General features: G+C 71.0%; 25 protein-coding genes. 9 read left to right on the top strand and 16 right to left on the bottom strand.

Translation table 11 applies throughout. The features are described 5' to 3' along the window. Window positions 1–59 precede the first annotated feature (59 nt). The 3 genes from M8I34_RS15370 to M8I34_RS15360 form a co-directional block, all read right to left on the bottom strand. Window positions 60–626, bottom strand: a complete 567-nt coding sequence (locus M8I34_RS15370; RefSeq protein WP_250050025.1) for a DUF6114 domain-containing protein — start codon at window positions 624–626, stop codon at window positions 60–62. A gap of 130 nt (window positions 627–756) precedes the next feature. Then, window positions 757–1,374 (bottom strand): DUF6230 family protein, encoded by a 618-nt coding sequence (locus tag M8I34_RS15365; RefSeq protein WP_159470017.1) that lies wholly within the window; start codon window positions 1,372–1,374, stop codon window positions 757–759. Window positions 1,375–1,985: 611 nt separating this feature from the next. Further along, window positions 1,986–2,960, bottom strand: a complete 975-nt coding sequence (locus M8I34_RS15360) for a tetratricopeptide repeat protein (RefSeq protein WP_250050024.1) — start codon at window positions 2,958–2,960, stop codon at window positions 1,986–1,988. Between the two features lie 403 nt (window positions 2,961–3,363). Between M8I34_RS15360 and M8I34_RS15355 the strand changes: the two genes are divergently transcribed. After that, on the top strand, window positions 3,364–4,008 hold the full coding sequence (locus M8I34_RS15355) for a TetR/AcrR family transcriptional regulator (protein ID WP_250050023.1): 645 nt from the start codon (window positions 3,364–3,366) through the stop codon (window positions 4,006–4,008). Window positions 4,009–4,066: 58 nt separating this feature from the next. On the opposite strand, the gene M8I34_RS15350 is transcribed toward M8I34_RS15355, so the two are convergent. Further along, window positions 4,067–5,071, bottom strand: coding sequence for a GDP-mannose 4,6-dehydratase (locus tag M8I34_RS15350; protein WP_250050022.1), 1,005 nt, complete (start codon window positions 5,069–5,071; stop codon window positions 4,067–4,069). Further along, window positions 5,068–6,231 (bottom strand): glycosyltransferase, encoded by a 1,164-nt coding sequence (locus M8I34_RS15345; protein WP_250050021.1) that lies wholly within the window; start codon window positions 6,229–6,231, stop codon window positions 5,068–5,070. Before M8I34_RS15345 ends, M8I34_RS15350 begins: the two co-directional genes overlap by 4 nt. A 57-nt stretch (window positions 6,232–6,288) precedes the next feature. Between M8I34_RS15345 and M8I34_RS15340 the strand changes: the two genes are divergently transcribed. After that, window positions 6,289–7,011, top strand: a complete 723-nt coding sequence (locus tag M8I34_RS15340; protein ID WP_250050020.1) for a response regulator transcription factor — start codon at window positions 6,289–6,291, stop codon at window positions 7,009–7,011. Then, window positions 7,008–8,411 carry a HAMP domain-containing sensor histidine kinase gene (locus tag M8I34_RS15335; RefSeq protein ID WP_250050019.1) on the top strand — a complete coding sequence of 468 codons (1,404 nt, stop codon included), beginning with the start codon at window positions 7,008–7,010 and terminating at the stop codon, window positions 8,409–8,411. Before M8I34_RS15340 ends, M8I34_RS15335 begins: the two co-directional genes overlap by 4 nt. Window positions 8,412–8,500: 89 nt before the next feature. Here M8I34_RS15335 and M8I34_RS15330 read toward each other — a convergent pair whose 3' ends face one another. The 3 genes from M8I34_RS15330 to M8I34_RS15320 all read right to left on the bottom strand — a co-directional run bounded on the left by M8I34_RS15330 (window position 8,501) and on the right by M8I34_RS15320 (window position 10,483). Next, window positions 8,501–8,842, bottom strand: a complete 342-nt coding sequence (locus tag M8I34_RS15330) for a hypothetical protein (RefSeq protein ID WP_250050018.1) — start codon at window positions 8,840–8,842, stop codon at window positions 8,501–8,503. 31 nt (window positions 8,843–8,873) lie between these two features. Beyond that, the gene (locus tag M8I34_RS15325) at window positions 8,874–10,049 is read right to left on the bottom strand and encodes a hypothetical protein (RefSeq protein ID WP_250050017.1); all 1,176 of its coding nucleotides are present in this window, start codon (window positions 10,047–10,049) and stop codon (window positions 8,874–8,876) included. A 95-nt stretch (window positions 10,050–10,144) separates the two neighbouring features. Further along, the gene (locus M8I34_RS15320) at window positions 10,145–10,483 is read right to left on the bottom strand and encodes a hypothetical protein (RefSeq protein WP_250050016.1); all 339 of its coding nucleotides are present in this window, start codon (window positions 10,481–10,483) and stop codon (window positions 10,145–10,147) included. Window positions 10,484–10,765: 282 nt separating this feature from the next. On the opposite strand from M8I34_RS15320, the gene M8I34_RS15315 reads away from it, so the two are divergent. Then, on the top strand, window positions 10,766–11,299 hold the full coding sequence (locus tag M8I34_RS15315) for a hypothetical protein (protein WP_250050015.1): 534 nt from the start codon (window positions 10,766–10,768) through the stop codon (window positions 11,297–11,299). A 149-nt stretch (window positions 11,300–11,448) separates the two neighbouring features. Here M8I34_RS15315 and M8I34_RS15310 read toward each other — a convergent pair whose 3' ends face one another. The 4 genes from M8I34_RS15310 to M8I34_RS15295 all read right to left on the bottom strand — a co-directional run bounded on the left by M8I34_RS15310 (window position 11,449) and on the right by M8I34_RS15295 (window position 15,732). Further along, on the bottom strand, window positions 11,449–13,149 hold the full coding sequence (locus M8I34_RS15310) for a methylmalonyl-CoA mutase (protein WP_030981996.1): 1,701 nt from the start codon (window positions 13,147–13,149) through the stop codon (window positions 11,449–11,451). Between the two features lie 194 nt (window positions 13,150–13,343). Continuing rightward, window positions 13,344–13,676: a DUF3817 domain-containing protein gene (locus M8I34_RS15305; protein ID WP_244418659.1), complete on the bottom strand. Its 333-nt coding sequence runs from the start codon at window positions 13,674–13,676 to the stop codon at window positions 13,344–13,346. A gap of 84 nt (window positions 13,677–13,760) precedes the next feature. Beyond that, on the bottom strand, window positions 13,761–14,270 hold the full coding sequence (locus M8I34_RS15300; RefSeq protein WP_250050014.1) for a MarR family winged helix-turn-helix transcriptional regulator: 510 nt from the start codon (window positions 14,268–14,270) through the stop codon (window positions 13,761–13,763). A gap of 43 nt (window positions 14,271–14,313) precedes the next feature. Beyond that, window positions 14,314–15,732 carry an MFS transporter gene (locus tag M8I34_RS15295; protein WP_250050013.1) on the bottom strand — a complete coding sequence of 473 codons (1,419 nt, stop codon included), beginning with the start codon at window positions 15,730–15,732 and terminating at the stop codon, window positions 14,314–14,316. A gap of 83 nt (window positions 15,733–15,815) precedes the next feature. Between M8I34_RS15295 and M8I34_RS15290 the strand changes: the two genes are divergently transcribed. After that, window positions 15,816–16,796 carry a DUF5937 family protein gene (locus tag M8I34_RS15290; RefSeq protein ID WP_250050012.1) on the top strand — a complete coding sequence of 327 codons (981 nt, stop codon included), beginning with the start codon at window positions 15,816–15,818 and terminating at the stop codon, window positions 16,794–16,796. A 103-nt stretch (window positions 16,797–16,899) separates the two neighbouring features. On the opposite strand, the gene M8I34_RS15285 is transcribed toward M8I34_RS15290, so the two are convergent. Together M8I34_RS15285 and M8I34_RS15280 are read right to left on the bottom strand one after the other, a co-directional pair. Further along, the gene (locus M8I34_RS15285) at window positions 16,900–17,211 is read right to left on the bottom strand and encodes an MTH1187 family thiamine-binding protein (RefSeq protein WP_250050011.1); all 312 of its coding nucleotides are present in this window, start codon (window positions 17,209–17,211) and stop codon (window positions 16,900–16,902) included. Then, a complete protein-coding gene (locus tag M8I34_RS15280; RefSeq protein ID WP_244418664.1) occupies window positions 17,208–17,558 on the bottom strand; it encodes a DUF3817 domain-containing protein in 351 nt (116 codons plus the stop codon). The genes M8I34_RS15285 and M8I34_RS15280 overlap by 4 nt, the downstream gene beginning before the upstream one ends. 213 nt (window positions 17,559–17,771) lie before the next feature. On the opposite strand from M8I34_RS15280, the gene M8I34_RS15275 reads away from it, so the two are divergent. The 4 genes from M8I34_RS15275 to M8I34_RS15260 all read left to right on the top strand — a co-directional run bounded on the left by M8I34_RS15275 (window position 17,772) and on the right by M8I34_RS15260 (window position 20,421). Then, window positions 17,772–18,410 (top strand): AIM24 family protein, encoded by a 639-nt coding sequence (locus tag M8I34_RS15275; protein WP_037838644.1) that lies wholly within the window; start codon window positions 17,772–17,774, stop codon window positions 18,408–18,410. Then, window positions 18,410–19,060 carry an AIM24 family protein gene (locus M8I34_RS15270; protein WP_030981978.1) on the top strand — a complete coding sequence of 217 codons (651 nt, stop codon included), beginning with the start codon at window positions 18,410–18,412 and terminating at the stop codon, window positions 19,058–19,060. Before M8I34_RS15275 ends, M8I34_RS15270 begins: the two co-directional genes overlap by 1 nt. Continuing rightward, window positions 19,057–19,830, top strand: coding sequence for an AIM24 family protein (locus M8I34_RS15265; RefSeq protein ID WP_030981975.1), 774 nt, complete (start codon window positions 19,057–19,059; stop codon window positions 19,828–19,830). Before M8I34_RS15270 ends, M8I34_RS15265 begins: the two co-directional genes overlap by 4 nt. A gap of 114 nt (window positions 19,831–19,944) precedes the next feature. Next, window positions 19,945–20,421: a MarR family winged helix-turn-helix transcriptional regulator gene (locus tag M8I34_RS15260; RefSeq protein ID WP_250050010.1), complete on the top strand. Its 477-nt coding sequence runs from the start codon at window positions 19,945–19,947 to the stop codon at window positions 20,419–20,421. 57 nt (window positions 20,422–20,478) lie between these two features. Here M8I34_RS15260 and M8I34_RS15255 read toward each other — a convergent pair whose 3' ends face one another. Together M8I34_RS15255 and M8I34_RS15250 are read right to left on the bottom strand one after the other, a co-directional pair. Further along, on the bottom strand, window positions 20,479–21,903 hold the full coding sequence (locus M8I34_RS15255) for a HAMP domain-containing sensor histidine kinase (protein ID WP_250050009.1): 1,425 nt from the start codon (window positions 21,901–21,903) through the stop codon (window positions 20,479–20,481). Further along, on the bottom strand, window positions 21,896–22,612 hold the full coding sequence (locus tag M8I34_RS15250; protein ID WP_250050008.1) for a response regulator transcription factor: 717 nt from the start codon (window positions 22,610–22,612) through the stop codon (window positions 21,896–21,898). The genes M8I34_RS15255 and M8I34_RS15250 overlap by 8 nt, the downstream gene beginning before the upstream one ends. Window positions 22,613–22,651 lie beyond the last annotated feature (39 nt).

Below are 22,651 nucleotides of genomic sequence, written 5' to 3'. Positions count from 1 at the left end.
TCGGTGCCGCGTGCCTCGGCCCGGTTCTCGCCCCGGCAGCTGCGCTCTCGTGCAGCTCGTCACCCGGCACGGTGCCTCCCGTTCGTTCCGTTGGTCGGGCTCGTTCCTGACAGGTCGTCCAGTCCATTGCCCAACCCGGGACCGGCAGCCGGCGCGGGGTGCGTGGCGACCACCGGTCCGGCGACCGTGGTGCGGCCCGCCTCGTCGGCGTCGTCCGCGCTCCGGCCGGCCTTGCCCGGCGCCCAGGAGACTCCCAGCGCACCGCCGATCAGCCCCAGGAGGAAGCCGATCAGGAAGGCGCCGAAGTTCGAGACGACCAGGGAGACCAGAGAGAGCAGAATCGCCGCCACGCCCGCGAAGACGCGCGAGGCGGGCTGGAACCACATGGTCAGACCGAGCACGACCAGCAGTACGCCGATGATCAGCGAGCCGGCGCCGGCGGTGGTCGCCATGCGGACGGTCAGGGAACCGATCGTGAGATTCGCGTAAGGGATGTACATGATCGGGATGCCGGCCAGCAGAGTCAGCATGCCGCCCCAGAACGGGCGGTGTCCGCGCCACTCCCGGAACGAAAGCCGCTTGCGGCCGATGGTCTCGATCAGCCGTGGTCGCGTGTCGGCGCTCATGTCGTACAGCTCCTCGGGACTGGCAAATCGGTGGTTCTGTGCTGGGTGTCCTACTAGGCGCTACCCGGCGTACGGGCACGGGGAACGGCGATGGCCGTACAGCTCGCCCCGCGCCCGCACGCTCAGTGCGTCAGTAGCACTCGCTCTTGCCCTTGGCGACGCTCATCTTCAGGCCGCTGAGCTTGAACGTTCCGGCCGTCGTGGCCCATGCCTGCTGCCTGACGTGGGTCAGCGTGGCCGACTCGGCCTGCTGGGCGAACGAGCCCGGGTCGGCCTTGTCGCCCTTGTGCATGCCCGGGCCCTTGGTCGTCGAGCCCGCAGCAACACCGATGTCGATGTTGTTGAAGGTCGCGTCCGCGGACAGCTCGTCGAGGTCGATGTAGAGGTTCTTCGCCTCGACAGGCGTGTCACCGCCACCGGCCGACAGCTTCATCGACACATCGCCGAAGACCGGGACCGGCACGACTACCGACTGGCACAGGTTCTTGATCTTGGCGTTCGAGAACCCCGAGACCGCCACCGGGACCTGCTTGCCGCCCTTCTGGGCGTCAATGGCTCCGTACTGAACAAATCCGGTGCCGTCCAGCCGGTCTGTAGCGACCTTGAACTGCTGGCCGGACACGCTGAACGACGCCGCGAGCGCACCCTGCGAGAGGGCAACACCGATCGCGGCCGTAGCCGCGACGCTCGGGACCATGACGACGGCGAACCGCTTCCATCTGGTCCCGCCACGAGCCAGGGACTCCATGACTTTCCTCCTTCTCGGACGTACATCTCCGGTACGGGCCGCCGCACTTGGGAAGCCGTACCTGGGATGGGAGAAGTGCTACGTCCTCGGGAAGGAGAGCGCCTGTCTCGGAGGCACATCGTGTTCCGAATACCGGCGATCACCCCCGAGCGACAACCACTGGCCACGCTCTCGCGCAACCTCACTGGACAGGCCCTGCCGGGTGGGGCAGAGACCCCCCTGTCCAAGACCGGCGACACTGCCGCCGGCCACTCGGTGGGGACCCAAATACCCCGCGGTGCCGACCGGATGCCGGACTGCGGGAATGGACCGAGCGTGGCCGATCGTGGTCCATTCGCGGCCGCCGCACAAGGGGCTCGTTACTTGCGGGTAACGGCCCGATAACCACGCCACGACCCACCGAAATCAACCGGACACATACGGTCGCCACTAACGGTGAGGGGACATTGGGCAATTGCGCACACAGTGCCGCAAGGAGGTCGCTCAGACTTACTTGAAGTAACAGCGGCCACGATTACCAAGTTTTGGTAAAACGTGGCCGCTGTGTCGTTTGTTCGGTCAACGCGCGGAGGGCGTACTGGTCAGAAGCGGGCGACTGCGAAGACAGCGGGTCAGAACAGCACCCGGGCAAGGGCGGTACGCCCCGCCGTCACCCGCGGATCCTCCGCGCCGATGACCTCGAAGAGCTCCAGCAGCCGCCGTCGCGCGGCCTCCCGGTCGTCGCCCGCCGACCGCTTCACCGCGTCGACCAGCCGGCCGAACGCGTCCTCGACGTGCCCGCCGACCAGATCGAGGTCCGCGGCCCGGATCTGCGCCTGCACATCGGCCGGGTTCTCCGCGGCCTCCTTGCGCACCGCCTGCGGATCCAGGTCCTGCACGCGGTGCAGGAGCTCGGCCTGCGCCAGACCGAGCTTGGCCTCCGGGTTGGCCGGATCGTCGTTGAGCACGTTCTTGTACGCCTGGACGGCGCCGCCCAGATCGCCGGAGTCCAGCGCCTGGTTCGCGGCCTCCAGCAGGGCGTCGTAGGGACCGGCCGGCTCCGGGGCCTCGGCCTCCTGTGCCGGCTCGCCCGCGGCCTGCGGGTCGACGGGCGCTCCCACGATGCCGAACTGCTGCTCGGCGGCCTGCACCAGCTGGTCGAGCACGTCGCGGATCTGCGACTCGGGGGCCGCGCCCTGGAACAGCGGGATCGGCTGGCCCGCGACGACCGCGAAGACCGCCGGGATGCCCTGCACCCCGAACTGCTGGAACAGCATCTGGTTGGCATCGACGTCGATCTTGGCCAGCACGAACTTGCCGGCGTACTCCCCCGCGAGGCGCTCCAGCAGCGGACCCAGCTGCTTGCACGGCTCGCACCACTCGGCCCAGAAGTCGATGACGACCGGGACCTCGGTCGAGCGCTGTAGGACGTCCTGCTGGAACCCCGCCTCATCGACGTCGAACACCAGGCGGGCACCGCTCGCGGGTGCCTGGCCCGTACGGGCGGCCTCGGCACGTGCCTGCTCCGCCTTCTGCTTCGCTTCCCCCGCCGCCTTCACCGCTGCGAGGTCGACGACTCCACTCATGGACATATTGCGTGGCTGCATGGGTCCATCCTCCCCCCTGGGCGGGCCGTTCCGGAAAGCGATCCGGAAAGCGCTGCGGTCTGCGATGCGATCGGTGCTGCGGGCTGCGGTGCGAAGGGCCGGTCCGGTGCTGCCACCGGGCCGTTCGCCGGGCACCGCATCCCGTCCGCACGCCCCGCCGGAATGCCGGCGTACGTCCGGGACCGTTGCCCGATTCCGGCCCCGAGGAGGGCCGGAGTGCGGTCCCGAGGAGGACCGTCGTGCGCGGCCATGGGTCCCCACCCACGGCCAGTGGCTGTCGCTCTTACGCTACGACCCGTAGCGTAACTCGCCGTCGCCCCCGGGCAACAACCGGTTCCGGCCCCGTGGGGAGTGATCTGCCTCACGGGCGGCGTGGCCCGTACTGGCCGGTATGGTCGCCCGCATGCACCACTCAGCCAGCCCCCGGAAAGGCCGCACGGGCCGACCGCGCAGCGCCGAGACCGATCTTGCGATCCTCCACGCGACCCGTGCCGCGCTGGTCGATCTGGGCTGGGGGCGGCTCACCATGAGCGATGTGGCGGTCCGGGCCGGGGTCGCCAAGACCACGCTCTACCGCCGCTGGGCCAACAAGAACGAGCTCGTCGTGGACGCCGTGGCGGTCCTTTTCGACGAGCTCGAACTCCCCGACCTGGGCTGTCTGAAATCCGACATCGAGGGAGTGGTGCTCCAGTTCGGCGCGCTGCTCGCGCGGCCGGAGACCAAGACGGCGCTGATGGCCGTGGTGGCCGAGTCCACCACCGACGAGGCGCTGCGCGAACGGATCCGCTCGGCGATCGTCGACCGCCAGAAGCGGCTGGTCCTGCTCGGCCGCTCGCGCGCCCAGGCCCGTGGCGAGCTGCCCCCGGACACCCCCGGCGAGGAGGGCGAACAGGCGGCCGCCCGCAACATGGACCTGATCTTCGATGTGATCGCCGGGGCGATCGTGCACCGCACGCTGGTCAGCGGTGAACCCGTGGACGCCGCGTGGGGGCGCGACTTCACGGCGCTCTTCCTCACCGGGCTGTCCGGCCTGGGCGACCAGCGCTGAGGCCGGGCGCCGGGGGCCCGGCCGCGGCGCGGCACCGAGGTGCCGCGCCGCGCTCCGCTCAGACCTGGTAGCGGTCCGCCGCGAACAGCCGCAGGTTCTCGGCCACCCACTCCGACGTCCGCTTCAGCCCCTCCTCCAGGGAGACCTCCGGCCGCCACGAAGCCCACTCGCGGGCCCGGGAGTTGTCCGACAGCAGCCGCTCGACCTCGCTGCCTGCGGGCCGCAGCCGTTCGGCGTCCACCACCACCTCGGCCTCGCGGCCCGAGGCCGTTATCAGCGCCTCGGCGAGCGCCCCGATGGAGATCTCCCGCCCGGTGCCGAGGTTGACGACCTCGCCCAGCGCCCGGTCGCAGTCGGCCAGCGCCAGGAATCCGGCCGCGGTGTCGGTGACATAGGTGAAGTCGCGGGTCGGGGTGAGCGAGCCGAGCTTGATCTGCCGGGCGCCCGAGTGGAGTTGGGCGAGGATCGTGGGGATGACGGCGCGCGCGGACTGCCGGGGCCCGTAGGTGTTGAACGGCCGCACCACGGTCACCGGCAGCCCGAAGGCGTGCCGGTGCGACAGCGCCATCATGTCCGCGCCGATCTTCGAGGCGGAGTACGGCGACTGCGGCTGAAGCGGGTGGTCCTCACCGATCGGCGCGGTCAGCGCGGTCCCGTAGACCTCACTGGTGGACGTGTGCACCAGCCGCCGCACCGCATGCCGCCGGCAGGCCTCCGCGACGTTCTCCGTCCCGACGACGTTCGTCTGCACATAGGCGCCCGGTGAGTCGTAGCTGTACGGAATCCCGATCAGCGCGGCCAGATGGAAGACGGTGTCGCAGCCCGCGACCGCGTCCATCACCCGGCCCGCGTCCCGCACATCGCCCGCGACCATCTCGACCGGGCCGCCCGGCACGAGATAGCGCGCCAGATTTCCCTTTTCGGCGTACGGCTTGTAATGGACGAACGCGCGCACCTCGGCGCCGGCCTCCACGAGCATGTCGACCAGGACCGAGCCGATGAACCCCTCGGCTCCGGTCACCAGGACCTTACGGCCCGTCCACTGCTGGGTGTTGCTGCTCATGCTGACTCCTTCATCGTGAGGTGGTGGGGGGCAAGGGGGTGACCGGCCAGCGCCAGCGCCTTGGCGGCCAGCAGGTCGGCGGCCCGCGCATGGGTGCCGGGGTCGGCGGCCGCGCCCATCGCGGCGAGCCGGCCGGGGTCGTCGAGAAGCGGGGTGACCAGCTCGTCCAGCCGCTCGGCCGAGGTCTGCGGATCGGGCAGCAGCAGCGCCGCCCCGGCGTCGGACAGCACCCGCGCGTTGTGGGTCTGGTGGTCACCCGGCGCATGCGGATACGGCACGAGAACGGCCGGCATCCCGATCGTGGCCAGCTCCGCGACGGTCGCCGAACCGGCCCGGCACACCACGAGATCGGCGGCGGCATACGCCAGATCCATCCGGTCCACGTACGGCACGGCCTCGGCTACCGCGTCCCCGCCGTTCGCCGCCAGGAGGGCCCGGGTCTCCTCCAGGGCCGCGGGCCCGGTCTTGATCAGCAACCGGAGGTCCGTACGCCCCCGGTGGCGGCCGGCCAGGCCCACCGCCGCCTCGGTCAGCCGGGCCGCCCCGAGGCTGCCGCCGTTGACCAGCAGCAGCCGCGCCCCGTCCGGGACGCCCAGGGCCCGGCGGGCGGTGGGCCGCAGGCGCTCCCGGTTCAGCTCGGCCAGCGGACCGACCAGCGGCATCCCCACCGTCTCGGCCCGCGCGCCGCCGGCCAGATGCTCCCGGCTGCGGTCGAAGGCGACGGCGATGTGCGGGGTGAGCCGGGCCGCGAACTGGTTGGCCCGGCCGGGCACCGCGTTGGACTCATGGATCAGGCTCGGCAGCCCGGCCATCTTGGCCCCGACGATCACCGGGGCGCTCGGATAGCCGCCCATACCGACCGCGACCTGGGCTTTCTGTTCCTTGAGGATCGCCCGGCACTGGGCACCCGAGCGAAGCAGGGCGGCCGGGAGCAGATAGCGTCGGGCGCCCAGCGAGGGGTCGAAGGGGATCATGTCGACGGTGTGCAGCCGGTATCCGGCCTTCGGGATCAGCCGCGTCTCCAGGCCGCGTTCGGTCCCGACGAAGGAGATCACCGCATCGGGCACGGCCCGGCGGAGCGCGTCGGCGAGGGCGAGTCCCGGATAGATGTGGCCGCCGGTGCCGCCTGCACCGATCACGACGGAGAGTGGTGTGCGCATGGCCGCCACGCTCGCGATACGCCCTAAGAAGCTTCTAAGAGAGGTGTTTGGCAGCCTATGTCCATGCCGCCCACGCCCGGGAACACCCCAGCCCCCAAGATCCTCGTCGTCGACGACGAACCGGAGGTGCGCGCCGCCGTGGAGGACGGCCTCGCCGTGGAGGGCTATACGGTACGCGGCGCCGCCGACGGCCTGGCCGCCCTCTCGGAGGTCGCCGGCTGGCAGCCGGACGCCCTCGTCCTCGACGTGATGATGCCCGTCCTGGACGGTCTGGCCGTCTGCCGCCGGCTGCGCGCGCTGGACGACCGCACCCCGATCCTCGTCCTGACCGCGCTGGACTCGGTCAGCGAACGGGTCGACGGGCTCGACGCCGGCGCCGACGACTACCTCGTCAAACCGTTCGCCCTGGACGAGCTGGTGGCCCGCGTCCGGGCCCTGCTGCGCCGGGCCTCGACCGGCGCCGTCGACGACAGCCGGCTCTCCTTCGGCGATCTGGTAGTCGACCCCCTGACCCGCAGCGGCCACCGGGCGGGCCGGCCCCTGGAGTTCAGCCGCACCGAATGGGCGCTGCTGGAACTGCTGCTCCAGCACCCCGGACAGGTGCTGCCGCGCGAAGTCATCCTGGAGCGCGTCTGGGGCCGCGACTTCGGCCCGGACTCCAACTCCCTGGCCGTGTACATCGGTTATCTGCGCCGCAAACTGGAGGCGGGCGGCGAGCCCCGCCTCGTCCACACCGTGCACGGTGTGGGCTACCGCCTGGACCACGCGGACGGCGCATGACCGGCACCCGCGGCCTCGGGGCCCGCTGGCGGCGCCGCCGCCCGCTCCGCACCCGGCTGGCGCTGGCCGCCTCCGCCGCGGTGGCGGTGATGGCGCTCGGCATCTGCGCCGCCGCCTTCGCCATCATCAAATACCAGATGACCCGTCAGCTGGAACTGAACCTGAACCAGACGGCCACGCAGGCCATCCATCAGCGCCACGACTGGGGCCCGACGCCCAGTGACACCCTCTGCCAGTACCCGGCCTCGCCCTGTATCCAGATCGTGCCGTCCGACCCCGCCAAGGACCCGCGCGAGCCGTACGTCCTGCCCGTCACCGACGCCACCCGGAAGGTCGCCGAGGGGCGGCACACGCCGTTCTACACCAAGCTGACGGTGGCCGGGCAGCCGGTCCGGATGGTCACCATGCGCCTGGGGACCAAGGACGAGGCGGTGCAGGTCGCCCAGCGCTCCGACACCGTCGACCGGAGCGTAGAACAGGCCGCCTGGACGCTGTCCGCGGCCGGCGCCGCCGGCGTCCTGCTGGCCGCCGCCCTCGGCTACTGGGTGTCCCGTACGGGCCTGGCCCCGGTCGCCCGGCTCACCGCCACCGCGGAACGCATCGCCGCCACCCGCGACGCCGGCCACCGCATCGAACTCCCCGCCGGCCCCACCGCCCGGGAGGACGAGATCACCCGCCTCGCCACCAGCTTCAACACCATGCTCGGCGAGCTGGAACAGTCCGTCACCGCGCAGCGCCGCCTGGTCGCCGACGCCTCCCACGAACTGCGCACCCCGCTGACGGCACTGCGCACCAACGCCGAACTCCTGGCCCGCGCCGACCGTCTGACCGACGCCCAGCGCGACCGCGCCTCGGCCGCGCTGGGCCGTCAGCTGCGTGCGGTCACCACCCTCGTCAACGACCTGATCGAACTGGCCCGCGACGAGGAGCCGCAGCCCCTGGTGGAGCAGGTGCGCCCGGCCGCCCTCCTGGAGCACGCGGTGGGCGCGGCCCGCGAACACTGGCCGGAGATCACCTTCAGCATCGCCATCGCCCCCTCCGCGGCCGGCCTCACCATCCCCGGCGTGCCGCCCCGCCTGTCCCGGCTGCTGTCCAACCTCCTCGACAACGCCGCGAAGTTCTCCCCGCCCGGCGGCCCCGTTGAAGCCGAACTCACCTACACCTCAGGCGAGTTGGACCTGACGGTCCGCGACCACGGCCCCGGCATCGCGGCGGACGACCTCCCCCATGTCTTCGACCGCTTCTACCGCGCCAAGACGGCCCGCGCCCTGCCCGGCTCCGGCCTGGGCCTGGCCATGGCCCGCCAGATCGCCCGCGCCCACGGCGCCGAACTCACCGCCGAACGGGCGCCGGGGGGCGGGGCACTGTTCCGGTTGCGGGTGCCGGTCGCGGCGGCGTAGGGCGCGTCCGCGAAGTCCCGTCCGGGGAGAGCGGGCGAGCCCCACCCTCCGGGCGTTGGACGGACTTTGCGGACCCGGCCCAGGACCGCTCAACGGCCGCCCTCGGCCTCTTTCTCCGCCGCCTTCTCCTCGACCTCCGTACGGACCGCCTGCCGGTCCTGCGGCGACATCGACCGCCAGCTCTCCCGCATCCCGGAGAGCCCGTCGGTGAGCGCGCGGAACCCGGACGGGTCGTCGAGCGCATCCTTGAGTTCGAACCGCCCGCCCAGCACCTTGCGGGCGAGGTCCTGGAGGGCGGGCGGGGCGGACGCGCTGCTGCGGACGGCCCGCAGGGAGCGGGTGAGGTGCTCGTTCTGCTCCTGGGTCAGGTCCTTGTCCTCGACCGGGTAATCGCGGTCGCCAGGAGCGGTGAAGCCGTTACTGCTGTTCATGGAGTGGTTCCTCTCAACCGGAGCCGGGCTGTCAGCCGAAGGCATTGCGGACACGAGCGGCCTCGCCCTGGCCGTCTTCCGGGGCCTCGGTGTCGGGAATGCCGTCCGCCATCCGGGACCGGGCGCCGCTCGGCGGCGTGGCCGACGAAGCCGATCCGTCGGAGCTGCCGCCGGAGGACGAGGAACCGCCGGAGCCACCCTCGGACGAGGAGGCAGAGCCGGCGTCGGAGGTGCCGCCCTCGGACGTACCGCCCTCGGAGGTGCCGCCGTCACTCGCGTCCTGGCCCCCGGCCGCCGGCTCCGGGTCCTTGTGGCGGATGTCGTAGACGCCCCTGACGCCTTCGGCGGCCTCCTGCTGCCCCTCCCACATCTGCTTGCCACCCGCGGCGAAATCGCCGTGCGCGACCTGACCGACGCCCTGGGCCACGCGGTACGCGCCCGTTCCCGCCTTGCCGACGTCCTTGAGCTTGTCGCCGAAGCGGACCTTGTCCCAGTCCGAAAGGCCGTGCACGTCGTCGAGGTCCACGAGGGGCTTCGCCCCCGCCTTGACCGCGTCCCCGACCGAGAACTCGTCCTGTGCCCCGAAGTAGCCCTTGATTCCCTGCGAGGCGATGTTCTGCCCGATCCCCTTGGCCGCGTCCTTGCCGAGGTCCTTGGCCAGGTCCACCAGGATCTCCCGGGCGCCCTTGACCACCTTCTTCTCCAGCGCCTCCTTGACGGCCTGGAAGATTTTCGTCTTCGCCTCGGTCAGGATCCTGCGGACGACCACCCGGGTCGTCGCCGTGGCCGCGGCCGCCCCGGCCTCGGAGGCGCCCAGCGTGACCGGCGCGGCGGCCTGGGCCATCGCGAACTCGACGGCCAGCGCGATCAGCTGCACGATCACCGCGATCTTCATGATCATGACGATCGTGGCCACCACCTGGAGCACCATGGCGAGCACCTCGGCGGCCTCGGCGGCGTCATCGAGGTAGCCGTCGCCGACCTTCCTCCAGGTGTTGCCGAAGGCCTCCACCGCCTCACCGGAGTTGGCGCCACGCACGGCGTTCGCGGCGGTGCCGCCCTGCTGCTGGGAACGGCGGACGGCGGCGGCGAAGTCGCTCCAGGCCTCGGCCGCGTCCCGCATCTTGTCCTCGTCGACGTCGGGCCATTGGAAGCCCAGCAGATCGAGGACCCAGTCGACCTCTTTCGGCAGCATGATGGCGGCCACGGTGTGTCACTCCCCGGGTACCGCAGGAACTTGGGTGGGTGGGTGGGTGGGAGGCGGGGCGGGCGCGGGGCAGGTGTCCGCCGCCTGTCAGGGCGTCAGGGCGCGATGTCGGGGCGGTGTGCCGCGTACCGGGCAAGGTGATCGTGCTGCTCCTGCTCGGTGGTGTCGTAATGCGCGCCCATTGCCCCGAGCTTGCTGCCGATCTTGGAGATTTCCGCGCCGAGGTGCGGCATCGACTCAGCGATGCCCTCACTCACCGGCTTGTAGAAATCATTGAAAATCTTGACGAATTCGTCACTGCCCCACTCTTCGGCCTCTTTGAGAGCGGCCTGCAACTTCTTGGCGGCCGCGCCGAAATCGGAGCCGATGTCGTGGAAAACACCGCCCTGAGTTGTGAGGACGGCCGGGTCCACGTCGTACCCGGAGCCTGCCATGATTCGCCCCTGAACTGCATTGATAAGGACCGGATAAATCCAATGGCGTACGGTATCCGACACCCGCGGCAGTCGTGGCGAGAGAATCCTCAAGGATTTCTCGCACCCGGAACCGGCGCCCGATGACGTGACGCGCCCCCGGCCGTGGCCTTTGCGCCCCGCCAATCACCATGAAAGGGAACAAGTGCCATGCCCAAGTCTCCAGGCATGTCCGGCAAGAGATCATTCGGCGGCAAGTGTGCCTTTGCGGTCCTGCTTGTTGCCGTTCTGTCGGCCAGTGGCATGTTTGCCACGAAAGGGGTAACCGCGGCGGGTCTCACGGGCAGTCACGGAACCTTCACCGTCCAGGACTGCTATCCGCACCACAGCTCCAGCTCACGGTCCAGCTCGCGCTCCTACGACTTCGACTGCGACGGGACTTTCCGCTCGGACGACGGAAAGGCCACCGACGGCCAGGCGTCCATGAACAGCGTCGACACCGACTACCGTGCGGGAATCCGGCTCCCGGTCCAGGCACACGACGGCAGCACTCTTCTCAGCTTCCTGGCTTCGACGTACACCATCGCCAGCCGTGGGGAAGTCACGAAGAATTTCGTGATCGCCTTCTCGGTGCTCCTGGCACTCCCATTCCTGCTCTTCGGCTGGCTGACGGGCTTCGGCGAGACCGGCGGCACCATGCGTCAGATGCGGGAGACCTGGCGCGCCACCGCGGGGACGCGCACGCGCACCATCGTGCTCGCGTCGGCGGCAGCGGCCCTCTTCGGCATGATCGTCATCAGCCCCGTCCTCGGGTTCGTCCTGCCCACCGCAGGCTGAACAGCACGGACGGGCCGCCCTACGCGCCTTCGCGACCCTCGTGGTCCGCAGAAACGCCGGGGCAGGCAGGACCATGCCTGCCTGCCCCGGGCTGCCGTGGACTGCCGTGGACTGCCGTCAATCGTCCGAGGGTGGCCGGACGGCCGGCCTCAGAACCCCGCCGGCTCCGTGTAGACCCCCCACTCGTCCCGCAGCACTCCGCAGATCTCGCCGAGTGTCGCCTCGGCCCGTACGGCCTCCAGCATCGGCTCGATCATGTTGCCGCCGTCCCGGGCGGCTTCCAGCATCGCCTTCAGCGAGGCCTGGACCCGGGCGTCGTCACGGGCCTCCTTGCGCTGCGCGAGCGCCCGCACCTGCTCGCGCTCGACCTCGTGGCTGACCCGCAGGATCTCCAGGTCGCCGGTGACCGAGCCGTGGTGGCAGTTGACGCCGACGACCTTCTTGTCGCCCTTCTCCAGCGCCTGCTGGTACTGGAAGGCGGATTCGGCGATCTCGCCGGTGAACCAGCCGTCCTCGATGCCGCGCAGGATGCCGGACGTCATCGGGCCGATCGGGTGCTCGCCGTTGGGGACCGCCCGCCTGCCGCGCTCCTTGATCTGGTCGAAGATCTTCTCGGCGTCCGCCTCGATCCGGTCGGTCAGCGACTCGATGAACCACGAACCGCCCAGCGGGTCGGCGACGTTGGCGACACCGGTCTCCTCCATCAGCACCTGCTGGGTGCGCAGCGCGATCTCCGCGGCCTGCTCACTGGGCAGGGCGAGGGTCTCGTCCAGCGCGTTGGTGTGCAGCGAGTTCGTGCCGCCGAGCACGGCTGCCAGGGCCTCGACGGCGGTCCGTACGACGTTGTTGTACGGCTGCTGGGCGGTCAGCGAGACACCCGCGGTCTGGGTATGGAAGCGCAGCCACTGCGCCTTGTCGCTCGTCGCGCCGTAGACGTCCCGCATCCAGCGGGCCCAGATCCGGCGCGCGGCCCGGAACTTGGCGATCTCCTCGAAGAAGTCCAGATGCGCGTCGAAGAAGAAGGACAGGCCGGGGGCGAAGGTGTCGACGTCCAGCCCGCGGGAGAGGCCCAGCTCCACGTAGCCGAAGCCGTCGGCGAGCGTGTACGCCAGCTCCTGGGCGGCCGTCGCGCCCGCCTCGCGGATGTGGTAGCCGGAGACCGAGAGCGGCTTGTACGCGGGGATCCCGCGCGCGCAGTGCTCCATCAGGTCGCCGATCAGGCGCAGATGCGGCTCGGGCTGGAAGAGCCACTCCTTCTGCGCGATGTACTCCTTGAAGATGTCCGTCTGGAGCGTGCCGTTCAGGACCCCCGGATCGATGCCCTGCCGTTCGGCGGCCACCAGATACATGCAGAAGACCGGGACGGCGGGCCCGCTGATCGTCATGGACGTCGTGACATCGCCCAGCGGAATGTCCTGGAACAGGACCTCCATGTCGGCCGCCGAGTCGATGGCGACACCGCAGTGCCCGACCTCGCCCAGCGAGCGCGGGTCGTCGGAGTCCCGGCCCATCAGGGTGGGCATGTCGAAGGCGACGGAGAGGCCGCCGCCGCCCGCCTTCAGGATCATCTTGTAGCGCTCGTTGGTCTGCTCGGCATTGCCGAAGCCGGCGAACTGGCGGATCGTCCACGTCCGCCCGCGGTAGCCGGTCGGATACAGGCCCCGCGTGAAGGGGTACTCGCCCGGCCACCCGATCCGCTCGAACCCCTCGACCGAGTCCCCGGGCCGGGGCCCGTACGCCGGCTCGACGGGATCTCCCGAGAGCGTGGTGAAGTCCGCGTCCCGCTTCCGGGCGGAGTCGTACCGAGCCTGCCAGCGGCGGCGGCCCTCATCGATCGCGTCAGCGTCCATACCTTCGAATTTACTTGGACGTCCTAGTACTTGTCGACGGGAGGGGGATGTGAGTCGCGATACGCGTCACCGTGGTCACTGCCCGTAGTGGCCCGTGGGCAACGAAAACGCCCCCGTCCGGTGCAGGGACAGGCGCGTCGGAGGAGGCCGGCAGGGGTGCCGTCGGACCGCGCCGGGGGGCGGACCGGTGGGCGTCAGGCCTTCACCGGCTCCGGAGCGTCATCGGCGATCAGCGGCTCGACCTCGCGCACCACCTGGCGCTCCACGAAGAACGCAGCGGTGGGGATCGTGCCCGAGACCAGCACCCACAGCAGCTTGCCGAACTTCCACTTGGCCTTGGAGCCCAGGTCGAAGGCGAAGACCAGGTAGATGATGTAGAGCACGCCGTGGATCTGCGAGACGACGAGGGTGAGGTCCTTGCCCATCCCGAAGCCGTACTTGAAAACCATGCACGTGCAGAGCACCAGCAGCATCACGGCGGTGATGTAGGCCATCGCCCGGTAGCGGGTCAGGACGCTTCGCTTCATGCCCCGAGCGTATCCATCCGTTCCGGGGCGATCTTCGCCGCCCCCCTCGGACGCCGGACCCGCCGGGCAGGGTGCCGCCACCCGCTACTCGTCCTGGAAGTCCTCCGCCGCCACCCGCAGCGGCCGCAGCATCGCGAAGATCTCCCCGCACTCCTCGGCGTCGTACGCCCCGAGCCCGAAGTCCATCGCCATCAGCTCGCGGGTCGCGCTGTCACACACCTCGCGGCCCTTCTCCGTGATGGTGGCGAGCGTGCCCCGCCCGTCGTTCGGGTTCGGCCGCTTGGCGACGAGACCCGACTTCACCAGCCGGTCGACGGTGTTGGTCACCGAGGTCGGATGCACCATCAGCCGCTCACCGATCTTCGACATCGGCAGTTCACCGGCCTTGGAGAAGGTCAGCAGCACCAGCGCCTCGTAGCGGGCGAAGGTCAGTCCGTACGGCTTGACCACCGCGTCCACCTCGGCCAGCAGGATCTGATGGGCGCGCATGATCGAGGTGATGGCGGCCATCGAGGGCACGGCGCCCCATCGCTGCTGCCACAGTTCGTCGGCACGCGCGATGGGATCGAAAGCAAGGCTGAGCGGCTTCGGCACGCGTCCGACCCTACCCGGCGGTCATATGGTGGTCAGCCGTGTCTCAGGTTTCGGTACCGGGAACCGGGCCTGCCGGGTCCCGCACCGGACCGGACGGATCCCGCACCGGGCCGGACGGATCCCGCACCGCTCCGGCGGCCGACCGGACCGTTCCTCCCGGCCGCCCCTGCGCCGTACGCCGCACCTCCCGGATCACCGCGAGTACGCAGACCGCCCCCAGCACCCCGGCGGCCGGCATCACGACCCGCAGCGGTGCGTACTCCGCGGCGGCGCCGGCCAGCCCCATCGCCGACCCCATGACCGTCATCCGGCCCGCCTGCATCACCGTCATCGCCTGCCCCAGCAGCGTGTCGGGGACCGCGGCGACGAACCAGCGGTCGACACCGAAGTTGTACGAGATCCCGGTGCCGGTCAGCACGAGCAGCAGCACCGCCCAGCCGAGCGAGGGCTGCGCGGCGAAGCCGAGGGAGGGCAGTACGGCGAAGACGCCCATGGGGAACGTCAGCCGGGTACGGGCCCGCGGGCCGAGGAACGAGCCCGCCAGGCTCTCGGCGACCACCGCCCCGACGGGCATGCTGCACATCAGCAGCCCCATACCGGCGGGCCCGACGCCCAGCCCGTCGGCGTAGGGGATCAGCAGCGCCTCGGGGACGACGACGAACGCCGGCGGCAGCCAGGACAGCAACAGCAGCGCCCGCACCCGGCGGTCGGCCAGCAGCCGCCGCGCCCCGCCCAGCGAGGCCCCCACCAGGGCACCGCGCCCCTCGCCCCGTGCCCCGTCGCGCGCCGGCCGCGCCAGGGTCCCCAGCCGCAGCAGCAGGGCCGAGCCGAGGAACGTACCGGCGGTGAGCGCGAGCACCGCCGCCGGGGACACCAGGGCGAGCAGCAGGCCCCCCGCCCCGAACCCGGCGAGCTGTGCGCTCTGGTTCACGATGCGGATCACCGAGCGCCCCAGCACGAACAGCTCTCCCCCGCCGAGGATCTCCCCCAGCGTCGCGGCCCGGGTCCCGGCGAAGACCGGCGCGATGGCCGCGATCACACAGCGCAGCACCAGCAGGGCCGCGACCGGCGTGCCCGGCAGCACCATTCCCGCCGCCGCCAGCGCGCACAGCACATCGCAGACGACCAGCACCCGCCGGGCCGGGTAGCGGTCGGCGACGGCGGACAGCAGCGTCCCGCCGAGCACGTACGGCAGCAGTCCCAGCGCAAAGGTCAGGGCGCTCATCAGCGGCGACGCGGTGATCCTGAAGACGAGGACGGTCAACGCGATCTCGCAGACCACCACGCCGAGCGAGGACAGCAGATGCGCGGCGAAGACGAACCGGAACTCCGGGACGGCGAACACGGCGCGATAGCCGTCGGCGCGGACCTCGCCGGCGGACGGTCCGGCGCCGGCGGCAGCGCCCTCTTCGGGGCAGGCGGGAGGACGGCCCGACGGCGCGGGCCCGGAGGGGGAGGGCATGCGCGCAGCCTGCCGGACCCCGGCCCCGCCCCGTATTCTTTCGGCTCCAGCCGAATCCCGGGCCGGGGGGAGCGTGCACGGCCATGCCGGTGACCCTGCACTTCGGCGCCGACGACCTGCTCCGTATCCGGTTCGCCGTCTCGGCGCTGTGCGAGACCCATGAGGCCGTACGCACCCTGCGCCGCGCGGACCGGCACGGCTATCACACGCCGTGGCTGCGCCGGATGCGCGAGACGCTGGCCGGCCTGGACCTGACGCCGCTGTGGCTGTTCATGCCGTCGTCCGGCTACACCCCCGACTTCCTGGGCCGTCCGCCGGACACCCCGCTGGCCGGCTTCGACGACGAGCTGGCGCGGCTGCGCGCCACCGACCCGGCCCTGGCCGCCGCCGAGATGGCCAAGTCACTGGCGGGTACGCCGGGTGCCGCACAGTCGGCGCGCGGCCGGGCGGTCCTGGCGGACCCGGCGCGGGCCGTACGCGAGCTGGCCGAGGTCACCGAACGGGCCTGGCGGGTGCTGATCGCCCCGGACTGGCCGCGGCTGCGGGCACTGCTGGAGGCCGAGATCGCCTACCGGTCGCGCCAGTTGGCGGACGGCGGGCTCCAGCGGCTGTTCGCCGATCTGCATCCGCGGGTGTCGTGGTCGGGCGACACGCTCACCGTCCGCACCCGTACCGACGTCGCCCGGATGCAGGATCTGGACGGCCGCGGGGTGCTGCTGCTGCCCAGCGTCTTCGTGTGGCCGGACGTGGTCAGCGGTTTCGACCCGCCGTGGCAGCCGACCGTCATCTATCCGGCGCGCGGCATCGGCGGGCTGTGGACCGAGCCGGAGACGGGCCCGGCGCTCGCGCGGCTGCTGGGGGCGAACCGCGCCGCCGTACTGGCCGCCCTCGACGGGCCGTCGACCACGACGGCCCTGGCCCACCGGCTCGGCCTGGCGCCGTCCTCCGTCTCGGTGCATCTGTCCGTGCTGCGCGACGCCGGTCTGCTGGCCTCGCGCCGGCACGGACATCAGGTGCTGTACGAGCGCACGCCGCTGGGGATCACCCTGGCGGCGGGCGGGTGAGGCCCGGACGGGCGCTCAGGGGCGGCCCGGGGCTCGCTCGGGGACGTGACCTGATGTGCTCGGAGGTGTCCCCTGACTTCTTGCCCGGGGGGCCGGGGCCCGCTCAGGAACGGCCGGTGCCGCCCTCGGCGAGATAGCGCTCCACGGTCTCCACCTTCGAGGTCAGGCCGTCCGTGACGCCGGGCCGGATGTCGGCCTTGAGCACCAGGGAGACCCGCCCGGAGCGCGCCTCGACGGCCGCGACCGCGCGCTTGACGACGTCCATGACCTCGTCCCATTCACCTTCGATGGAGGTGAACATCGCGTCCGTGCGGTGCGGCAGCCCCGACTCGCGGACGACCCGGACCGCGTCGGCGACGTACTCGCCGACGTCCTCGCCGACGCCCAGGGGACTCACGGAGAAGGCGACGATCATGTGTTCAGGACGCCTTCCTTGCGGGCGCGCGCCGCGATCACGCCCGCCTCCTCCTCGCGCTTGAGGATCTTGTCCCCGAAGAGGCCGCCGAACGGCAGGATCGCCAGCACGAAGAAGAAGGCGACGCGCTTGACGGGCCACTTCGTGCGATTCCACACGTCCAGCAGCAGGACCACGTAGGTGATGAAGAGCAGACCGTGGATCAGGCCGAGCGGCATCACCAGGGAGTCGTAGTCGAAGGCCAGGCGGAAGCCGGTGCCGAAGATCAGCAGCGCCGGGAAGGAGAGCGCCTCCGGGATGGATGCCAGGCGCAGTCGGTGCAGGGCGGCGGCGGTCTTGATGTCCACGGGAACCTCGTTCGGGTGGCGGGCGAGGAGCACGGCTTGTGCAAGAGTTCACAAGCTCCGCCCCATTGTTACAGCCGCCTCGGCGATCTCGGCGCCGGGGGGAGGTAAGGGGCCGACCCGGGCAGGCGCCCGCGAGAGATCAGGGCGGGATCAGGGCGATATCAGGGCCAAAGGACCTGCCCCCCGCGGCCGCGGCCGACTACCGTCTGACCCGTGGCTCAGTTTCGGCTCCAGGGGAGCAAGGTGCTCGCCGTCGACATGACGGGCGACGCCGTCAAGGCGAAAAACGGTGCGATGGTCGCGTACGACGGCCAGATGGCATTCAAGAAGATGTCCGGCGGCGGTGAGGGCCTGCGCGGCATGGTCACCCGGCGGCTCACGGGTGAGCAGATGGCCGTGATGGAGGTGAAGGGCCACGGCACCTGCTACTTCGCCGATCGCGCCAGCGAGATCAACTTGGTGCAGTTGCAGGGCGAGAAGCTGTACGTCGAGGCCAGCAATCTGCTGTGCACGGACGCCGCGCTGCGTACGGGCACGACCTTCACCGGCCTGCGCGGCGCCTCCCAGGGCAACGGCCTGTTCACCACGACCGTCGAGGGCAGCGGCCAGGCGGCGATCACGTCCCACGGCCCCGCGGTGGTGCTGCGGGTCACCAAGCAGTACCCCCTCCAGGTCGACCCGGGCGCCTATGTCGCCCACACCGGCGACCTCAAGCAGCACTTCCAGTCCGGGGTGAACTTCCGCACCTTCATCGGTGAGGGCTCCGGCGAGGCCTTCCAGATCCGTTTCGAGGGCGAGGGCCTGGTCTACGTACAGCCCAGCGAGCGCAACACCGTGGGAGGTGAGGTCTGATGCCGTTCACCGTCCTCAATTCCCGCATGGTGGAGGCCAGGATCGGGCCGGGCCAGCGGCTGTTCAGTCAGCGCGGCGCGATGCTCGCCTACCGCGGCGAGGTCAGCTTCACCCCCAACATCCAGGGCGGCCAGGGCGGTGTCGGCTCGATGATCGGCCGCCGGATCGCCGGCGAGGCCACGCCCCTGATGACCGTCGAGGGCACGGGGACCGTCATGTTCGGCCACGGCGGCCATCACGTCCAGGTCGTCGACCTCACGGGCGAGACGCTCTATGTCGAGGCCGACCGCCTGCTGGCCTTCGACGGCGCACTCCAGCAGGGCACGATGTTCATGGGCTCGCAGGGCGGGGTGATGGGCATGGTGCGCGGCCAGGTCACCGGCCAGGGCCTGTTCACCACGACCCTCAAGGGCGTCGGCTCGGCCGCCGTGATGGCGCACGGCGGCGTCATCGAGCTGCCGATCACGCCCCAGCGCCCGGTCCATGTCGACCCGCAGGCCTATGTCGCCCACCGCGGCGACGTCCGCAACAAACTGTCCACGGCACTCGGCTGGCGCGACATGGTCGGCCGGGGCTCGGGCGAGGCCTTCCAGCTGGAGCTGTCGGGCCAAGGCACCGTCTACGTACAGGCGTCGGAGGAAAAGCTGTGACCGGTCCCGTCGTCCACGACGTCTCTTCGCTCCCCGCCGACGACAACGTCAACGCGTACGCCTTCAGCGTCGAACTGAACGGCCAGTGGTTCCTTCAGAAGGGGAAGATGATCGCCTACTACGGGCAGATCGACTTCCACGGCATCGGACACGGCCGCCTGGACCGCCTGGTCGCCGGAAGTTTCCATTCGCCATTGCACGCCGCGGACTGGGTCGTCGCCGAGGGCCGGGGAAAGATGCTGCTCGCGGACCGTGCCTTCGATGTGAACTCCTTCGACCTGGACGAGGGCAACCTCACGATTCGCGCGGGCAACCTGCTCGCATTTCAGCCATCTCTCGCGCTGAAACAGTCGATCGTCCCGGGCTTCCTCACCCTCATCGGGACGGGCAAGTTCGTGGCCGCGTCCAACGGCCCGGTGGTCTTCATGGAGCCGCCGCTCCGGGTGGACCCGCAGGCGCTCGTCGGCTGGGCCGACTGCCCCTCCCCGTGCCATCACTACGACCATCAGTACCTGCGGGGATTCCTGGGCGGACTGCGGGCGCACACCGGAATCGGCGGCGCGTCCGGCGAGGAGCACCAGTTCGAGTTCGTCGGCGCCGGCACGGTCCTGCTCCAGTCGACGGAGCAGCTGATGCCGGAGCTGGAAACCGGGGCGGTACCCACCGAGGCGGGCGTTCCGGGCGGGGGCGGACACGTCCCGCAAAGTGGCTCACAACTGCCCCAGCTACCCGGCAACCTCGGGAGCCTCCAGCGCCGCTTCGGGCTGTGAGCGGTAGTCTGCGGACGGTGACCTCGAACGTCTGACCAACGTCCGGCCCCCACCGGGACCGTCATCGCCCCCACGATTAATTCATTATTCAACTTTCACGGGTAGAATCATTCCATGACGACCGACAGCGACACCCCCTGGCTGACCGACCAGGAGCAGTGTGCCTGGCGCACCCACCTGGACGTCAGCAGACTGCTGATGCACCAACTCGAGCGCGACCTCCAGCCGTTCGGCCTGACGAACAACGACTACGAGATCCTGGTCAACCTCTCCGAGGCCGAGGACCGGCGGCTGCGGATGAGCGACCTGGCAGCCAGCACCCTCCAGTCCAAGAGCCGCCTCTCCCACCAGATCACCCGGATGGAGAACGCCGGTCTGGTGCGCCGCGAGAGCTGCGAGTCGGACCGCCGGGGCCTCTACGCGGTGCTCACGGACGAGGGCTGGGACACCATGCGCCGGGTCGCCCCGCACCATGTCGCCTCGGTCCGCAAGCACTTCATCGACCTGTTCACCACCGAGGACCTCCAGGCGCTGCGCACCTCGCTCTCCCCGGTCGCCGAGCACCTCCGCAAGGAGCGCGGCGGCCTCTGACCGTCCGGCCTCGGCCCCCTGACCGGGCCGGGGCCCCGCTGCCCGGGCCACGGGGGATCAACCGGCCACCGGCAGCCGCAGCTCGAACACCGACCCCGCACGCACGGCCAGCGAGCCGCCGTGCCGCTCCGCGACGTCCCGTGCGATGGCCAGCCCCAGCCCGGCCCCGCCGTCGTCCCGCGCCCGCGCGTCATCGAGCCGTACGAACCGCTCGAAGATCCGCTCCCGCTCGCTCTCCGGCACCCCGGGCCCGTCGTCCTCGACCCGCAGCACCACCCATTCACCGTCCCGCACCACGGCCACCCGCACGGACGAGACGGCATGCCGCTGCGCGTTGTCGAGCAGATTCCCCAGCACCCGCCCCAACTGACTGCGGGATCCGGCGACTTCCCCGTCCGCCAGCTCACCGATCTGCACCGGGACCCGGTCCGCGACCCGCTGCGAGCTCTCCTCGCGCACCATCGCCGCCAGACCGATCCGGGCATCCGCCGGCCGCTCCCCCGCATCCAGCCGGGCCAGCAACAGCAGGTCCGCCGCCAGCCGCTGCAACCGCACGGTGTCCTCCACCGCACCCGGCACGTCCAGCAACTCCGGATGCGCCACCCCCACTTCGAGCTGGGTGCGCAGACTCGCGATCGGGCTGCGCAGCTCGTGCGAGGCGTCCGCGACGAACCGCCGCTGCCGCTCCACGGACGACTCCAGCGCCGCCAGCGTCTCGTTGGTCGTCCGCGCCAGCCTGCCGACCTCGTCCTGCGACGCCGGCACCGGCACCCGCCGGCTCAGATCCGTACTCGCCGTGATCGCGGCCATCTCCCCGCGGATGCCCTCCACCGGCCGCAGCGCCCGCCGGGTCACCAGCCAGGTCACCCCCGCCACCACCACGAGCAGCAGCGGCAGCCCGATCAGCATGGCCGTCCGTACCGATCCCACGGCGTCCCGCTCCGGCGACAGTGCCGACCCCGCCCGCACCGTCACCTGCGCGCCGTGGGTGTCCTTGGCCTCCAGCACCGCGAACCGGTAGTCGGCCACCGTCCCGTCGACATTCGCGGTCCCGTCCCGGTAGTCGACCTCGTCATCGACCTCACCGGGCTTCAGCTGCACCCCGTCGTCATCGTCGTCATCGTCGTCGTCCCCCGACCCGGGCAGCCCGGCGCTCCCCGCCCCCGGCTTCGCACCCCCGACGGGCTTGCCGTCGACGGCCCGCACCTCGTCACCGGCCGCCAGCACCCGCCCCTGCTCATCGGCGACCACCACCGGATGCTCGTCACCGTCCGGCAGATCCAGCTTGTCGTACGCCGTGCCCGTCGCGATCTGCGAGGCCACCTCCCGCGCCGCGACCTGGGCCTGAAGCCCGACCTGGTCCGTAAGATGGCTGCGCAGCACCAGCAGCACCGCCGTCCCCGCCGCGATCAGCGCCAGGGCCACCACCACGGTCGCCCCGGCCGCCGCCCTGGCCCGTACGGAGCCCAGCACCCTACTCACCGGCCACCAGCCGGTATCCCGCGCCGCGCACCGTCACGATGTGCCCCGCGCCGAGTTTGCGCCGCAGCGCGCTCACATACACCTCGATGATGTTGACATCGCCCTCGTAGGCGAAGTCCCAGACGTGCTCCAGGATCTCCCCCTTCGAGACCACCTCGCCCGCCCGCAGCGCCAGCTGTTCCAGCACGGCGAACTCCTTCGCGGTCAGCGTCACTTCGCCGCCGTCCCGCTCGACCCGCTGCGCACCCTGGTCGATGACCAGCGCCCCCACCCGCAGCACCGGCTGCGCGCTCCGGCCGTGCCGCCGCAGCAGCGCCTTGACCCGCGCCACCAGCACCACATACGAGAACGGCTTGGTCAGATAGTCGTCGGCGCCGGTGTCCAGCCCCTCGGCCTCGTCGTACTCACCGTCCTTGGCGGTCAGCATCAGCACCGGCACGTCATAGCCGGCGGCCCGCAGCGCCGCGCACACGCGGTAGCCGTTCATCCCCGGCAGCATGATGTCGAGCACGATCAGGTCATAGCCGTCCGCGGTCGCCAGGCGCAGCCCCTCCAGCCCGTCGTGCACCACGTCGACCGCGTACCCCTCGGCCATCAGGCCCTTGGCCAGCGACAGGGCCAGCCGCTTCTCGTCCTCCACGATCAGGAGACGGAACGGGCGGCGCTCGGCGCCTGCGGCAGGACGGTGGTGGGTGACGTGCGGGTGCATGCGCCCACCATGCCATTCCGCAGCTGAAGCCCCCTTCAG

The organism is Streptomyces sp. MCA2 (assembly GCF_023544705.1).
Lineage (GTDB): Bacteria > Actinomycetota > Actinomycetes > Streptomycetales > Streptomycetaceae > Streptomyces > Streptomyces decoyicus.
The sequence above is the reverse complement of the archived record's forward strand: the minus strand, read 5'-3'. Positions and strand labels throughout refer to the sequence as shown.

What these genes read in the sequence shown, in the direction of transcription:
- M8I34_RS15370 (WP_250050025.1), bottom strand. Translation starts at nt 626, where the DNA reads ATGAGCGCCGACACGCGACCACGGCTGATCGAGACCATCGGCCGCAAG.
- M8I34_RS15365 (WP_159470017.1), bottom strand. Translation starts at nt 1,374, where the DNA reads ATGGAGTCCCTGGCTCGTGGCGGGACCAGATGGAAGCGGTTCGCCGTC.
- M8I34_RS15360 (WP_250050024.1), bottom strand. Translation starts at nt 2,960, where the DNA reads ATGCAGCCACGCAATATGTCCATGAGTGGAGTCGTCGACCTCGCAGCG.
- M8I34_RS15355 (WP_250050023.1), top strand. Translation starts at nt 3,364, where the DNA reads ATGCACCACTCAGCCAGCCCCCGGAAAGGCCGCACGGGCCGACCGCGC.
- M8I34_RS15350 (WP_250050022.1), bottom strand. Translation starts at nt 5,071, where the DNA reads ATGAGCAGCAACACCCAGCAGTGGACGGGCCGTAAGGTCCTGGTGACC.
- M8I34_RS15345 (WP_250050021.1), bottom strand. Translation starts at nt 6,231, where the DNA reads ATGCGCACACCACTCTCCGTCGTGATCGGTGCAGGCGGCACCGGCGGC.
- M8I34_RS15340 (WP_250050020.1), top strand. Translation starts at nt 6,289, where the DNA reads ATGTCCATGCCGCCCACGCCCGGGAACACCCCAGCCCCCAAGATCCTC.
- M8I34_RS15335 (WP_250050019.1), top strand. Translation starts at nt 7,008, where the DNA reads ATGACCGGCACCCGCGGCCTCGGGGCCCGCTGGCGGCGCCGCCGCCCG.
- M8I34_RS15330 (WP_250050018.1), bottom strand. Translation starts at nt 8,842, where the DNA reads ATGAACAGCAGTAACGGCTTCACCGCTCCTGGCGACCGCGATTACCCG.
- M8I34_RS15320 (WP_250050016.1), bottom strand. Translation starts at nt 10,483, where the DNA reads ATGGCAGGCTCCGGGTACGACGTGGACCCGGCCGTCCTCACAACTCAG.
- M8I34_RS15315 (WP_250050015.1), top strand. Translation starts at nt 10,766, where the DNA reads ATGTTTGCCACGAAAGGGGTAACCGCGGCGGGTCTCACGGGCAGTCAC.
- M8I34_RS15310 (WP_030981996.1), bottom strand. Translation starts at nt 13,149, where the DNA reads ATGGACGCTGACGCGATCGATGAGGGCCGCCGCCGCTGGCAGGCTCGG.
- M8I34_RS15305 (WP_244418659.1), bottom strand. Translation starts at nt 13,676, where the DNA reads ATGAAGCGAAGCGTCCTGACCCGCTACCGGGCGATGGCCTACATCACC.
- M8I34_RS15295 (WP_250050013.1), bottom strand. Translation starts at nt 15,732, where the DNA reads ATGCCCTCCCCCTCCGGGCCCGCGCCGTCGGGCCGTCCTCCCGCCTGC.
- M8I34_RS15290 (WP_250050012.1), top strand. Translation starts at nt 15,816, where the DNA reads ATGCCGGTGACCCTGCACTTCGGCGCCGACGACCTGCTCCGTATCCGG.
- M8I34_RS15285 (WP_250050011.1), bottom strand. Translation starts at nt 17,211, where the DNA reads ATGATCGTCGCCTTCTCCGTGAGTCCCCTGGGCGTCGGCGAGGACGTC.
- M8I34_RS15270 (WP_030981978.1), top strand. Translation starts at nt 18,410, where the DNA reads ATGCCGTTCACCGTCCTCAATTCCCGCATGGTGGAGGCCAGGATCGGG.
- M8I34_RS15260 (WP_250050010.1), top strand. Translation starts at nt 19,945, where the DNA reads ATGACGACCGACAGCGACACCCCCTGGCTGACCGACCAGGAGCAGTGT.
- M8I34_RS15250 (WP_250050008.1), bottom strand. Translation starts at nt 22,612, where the DNA reads ATGCACCCGCACGTCACCCACCACCGTCCTGCCGCAGGCGCCGAGCGC.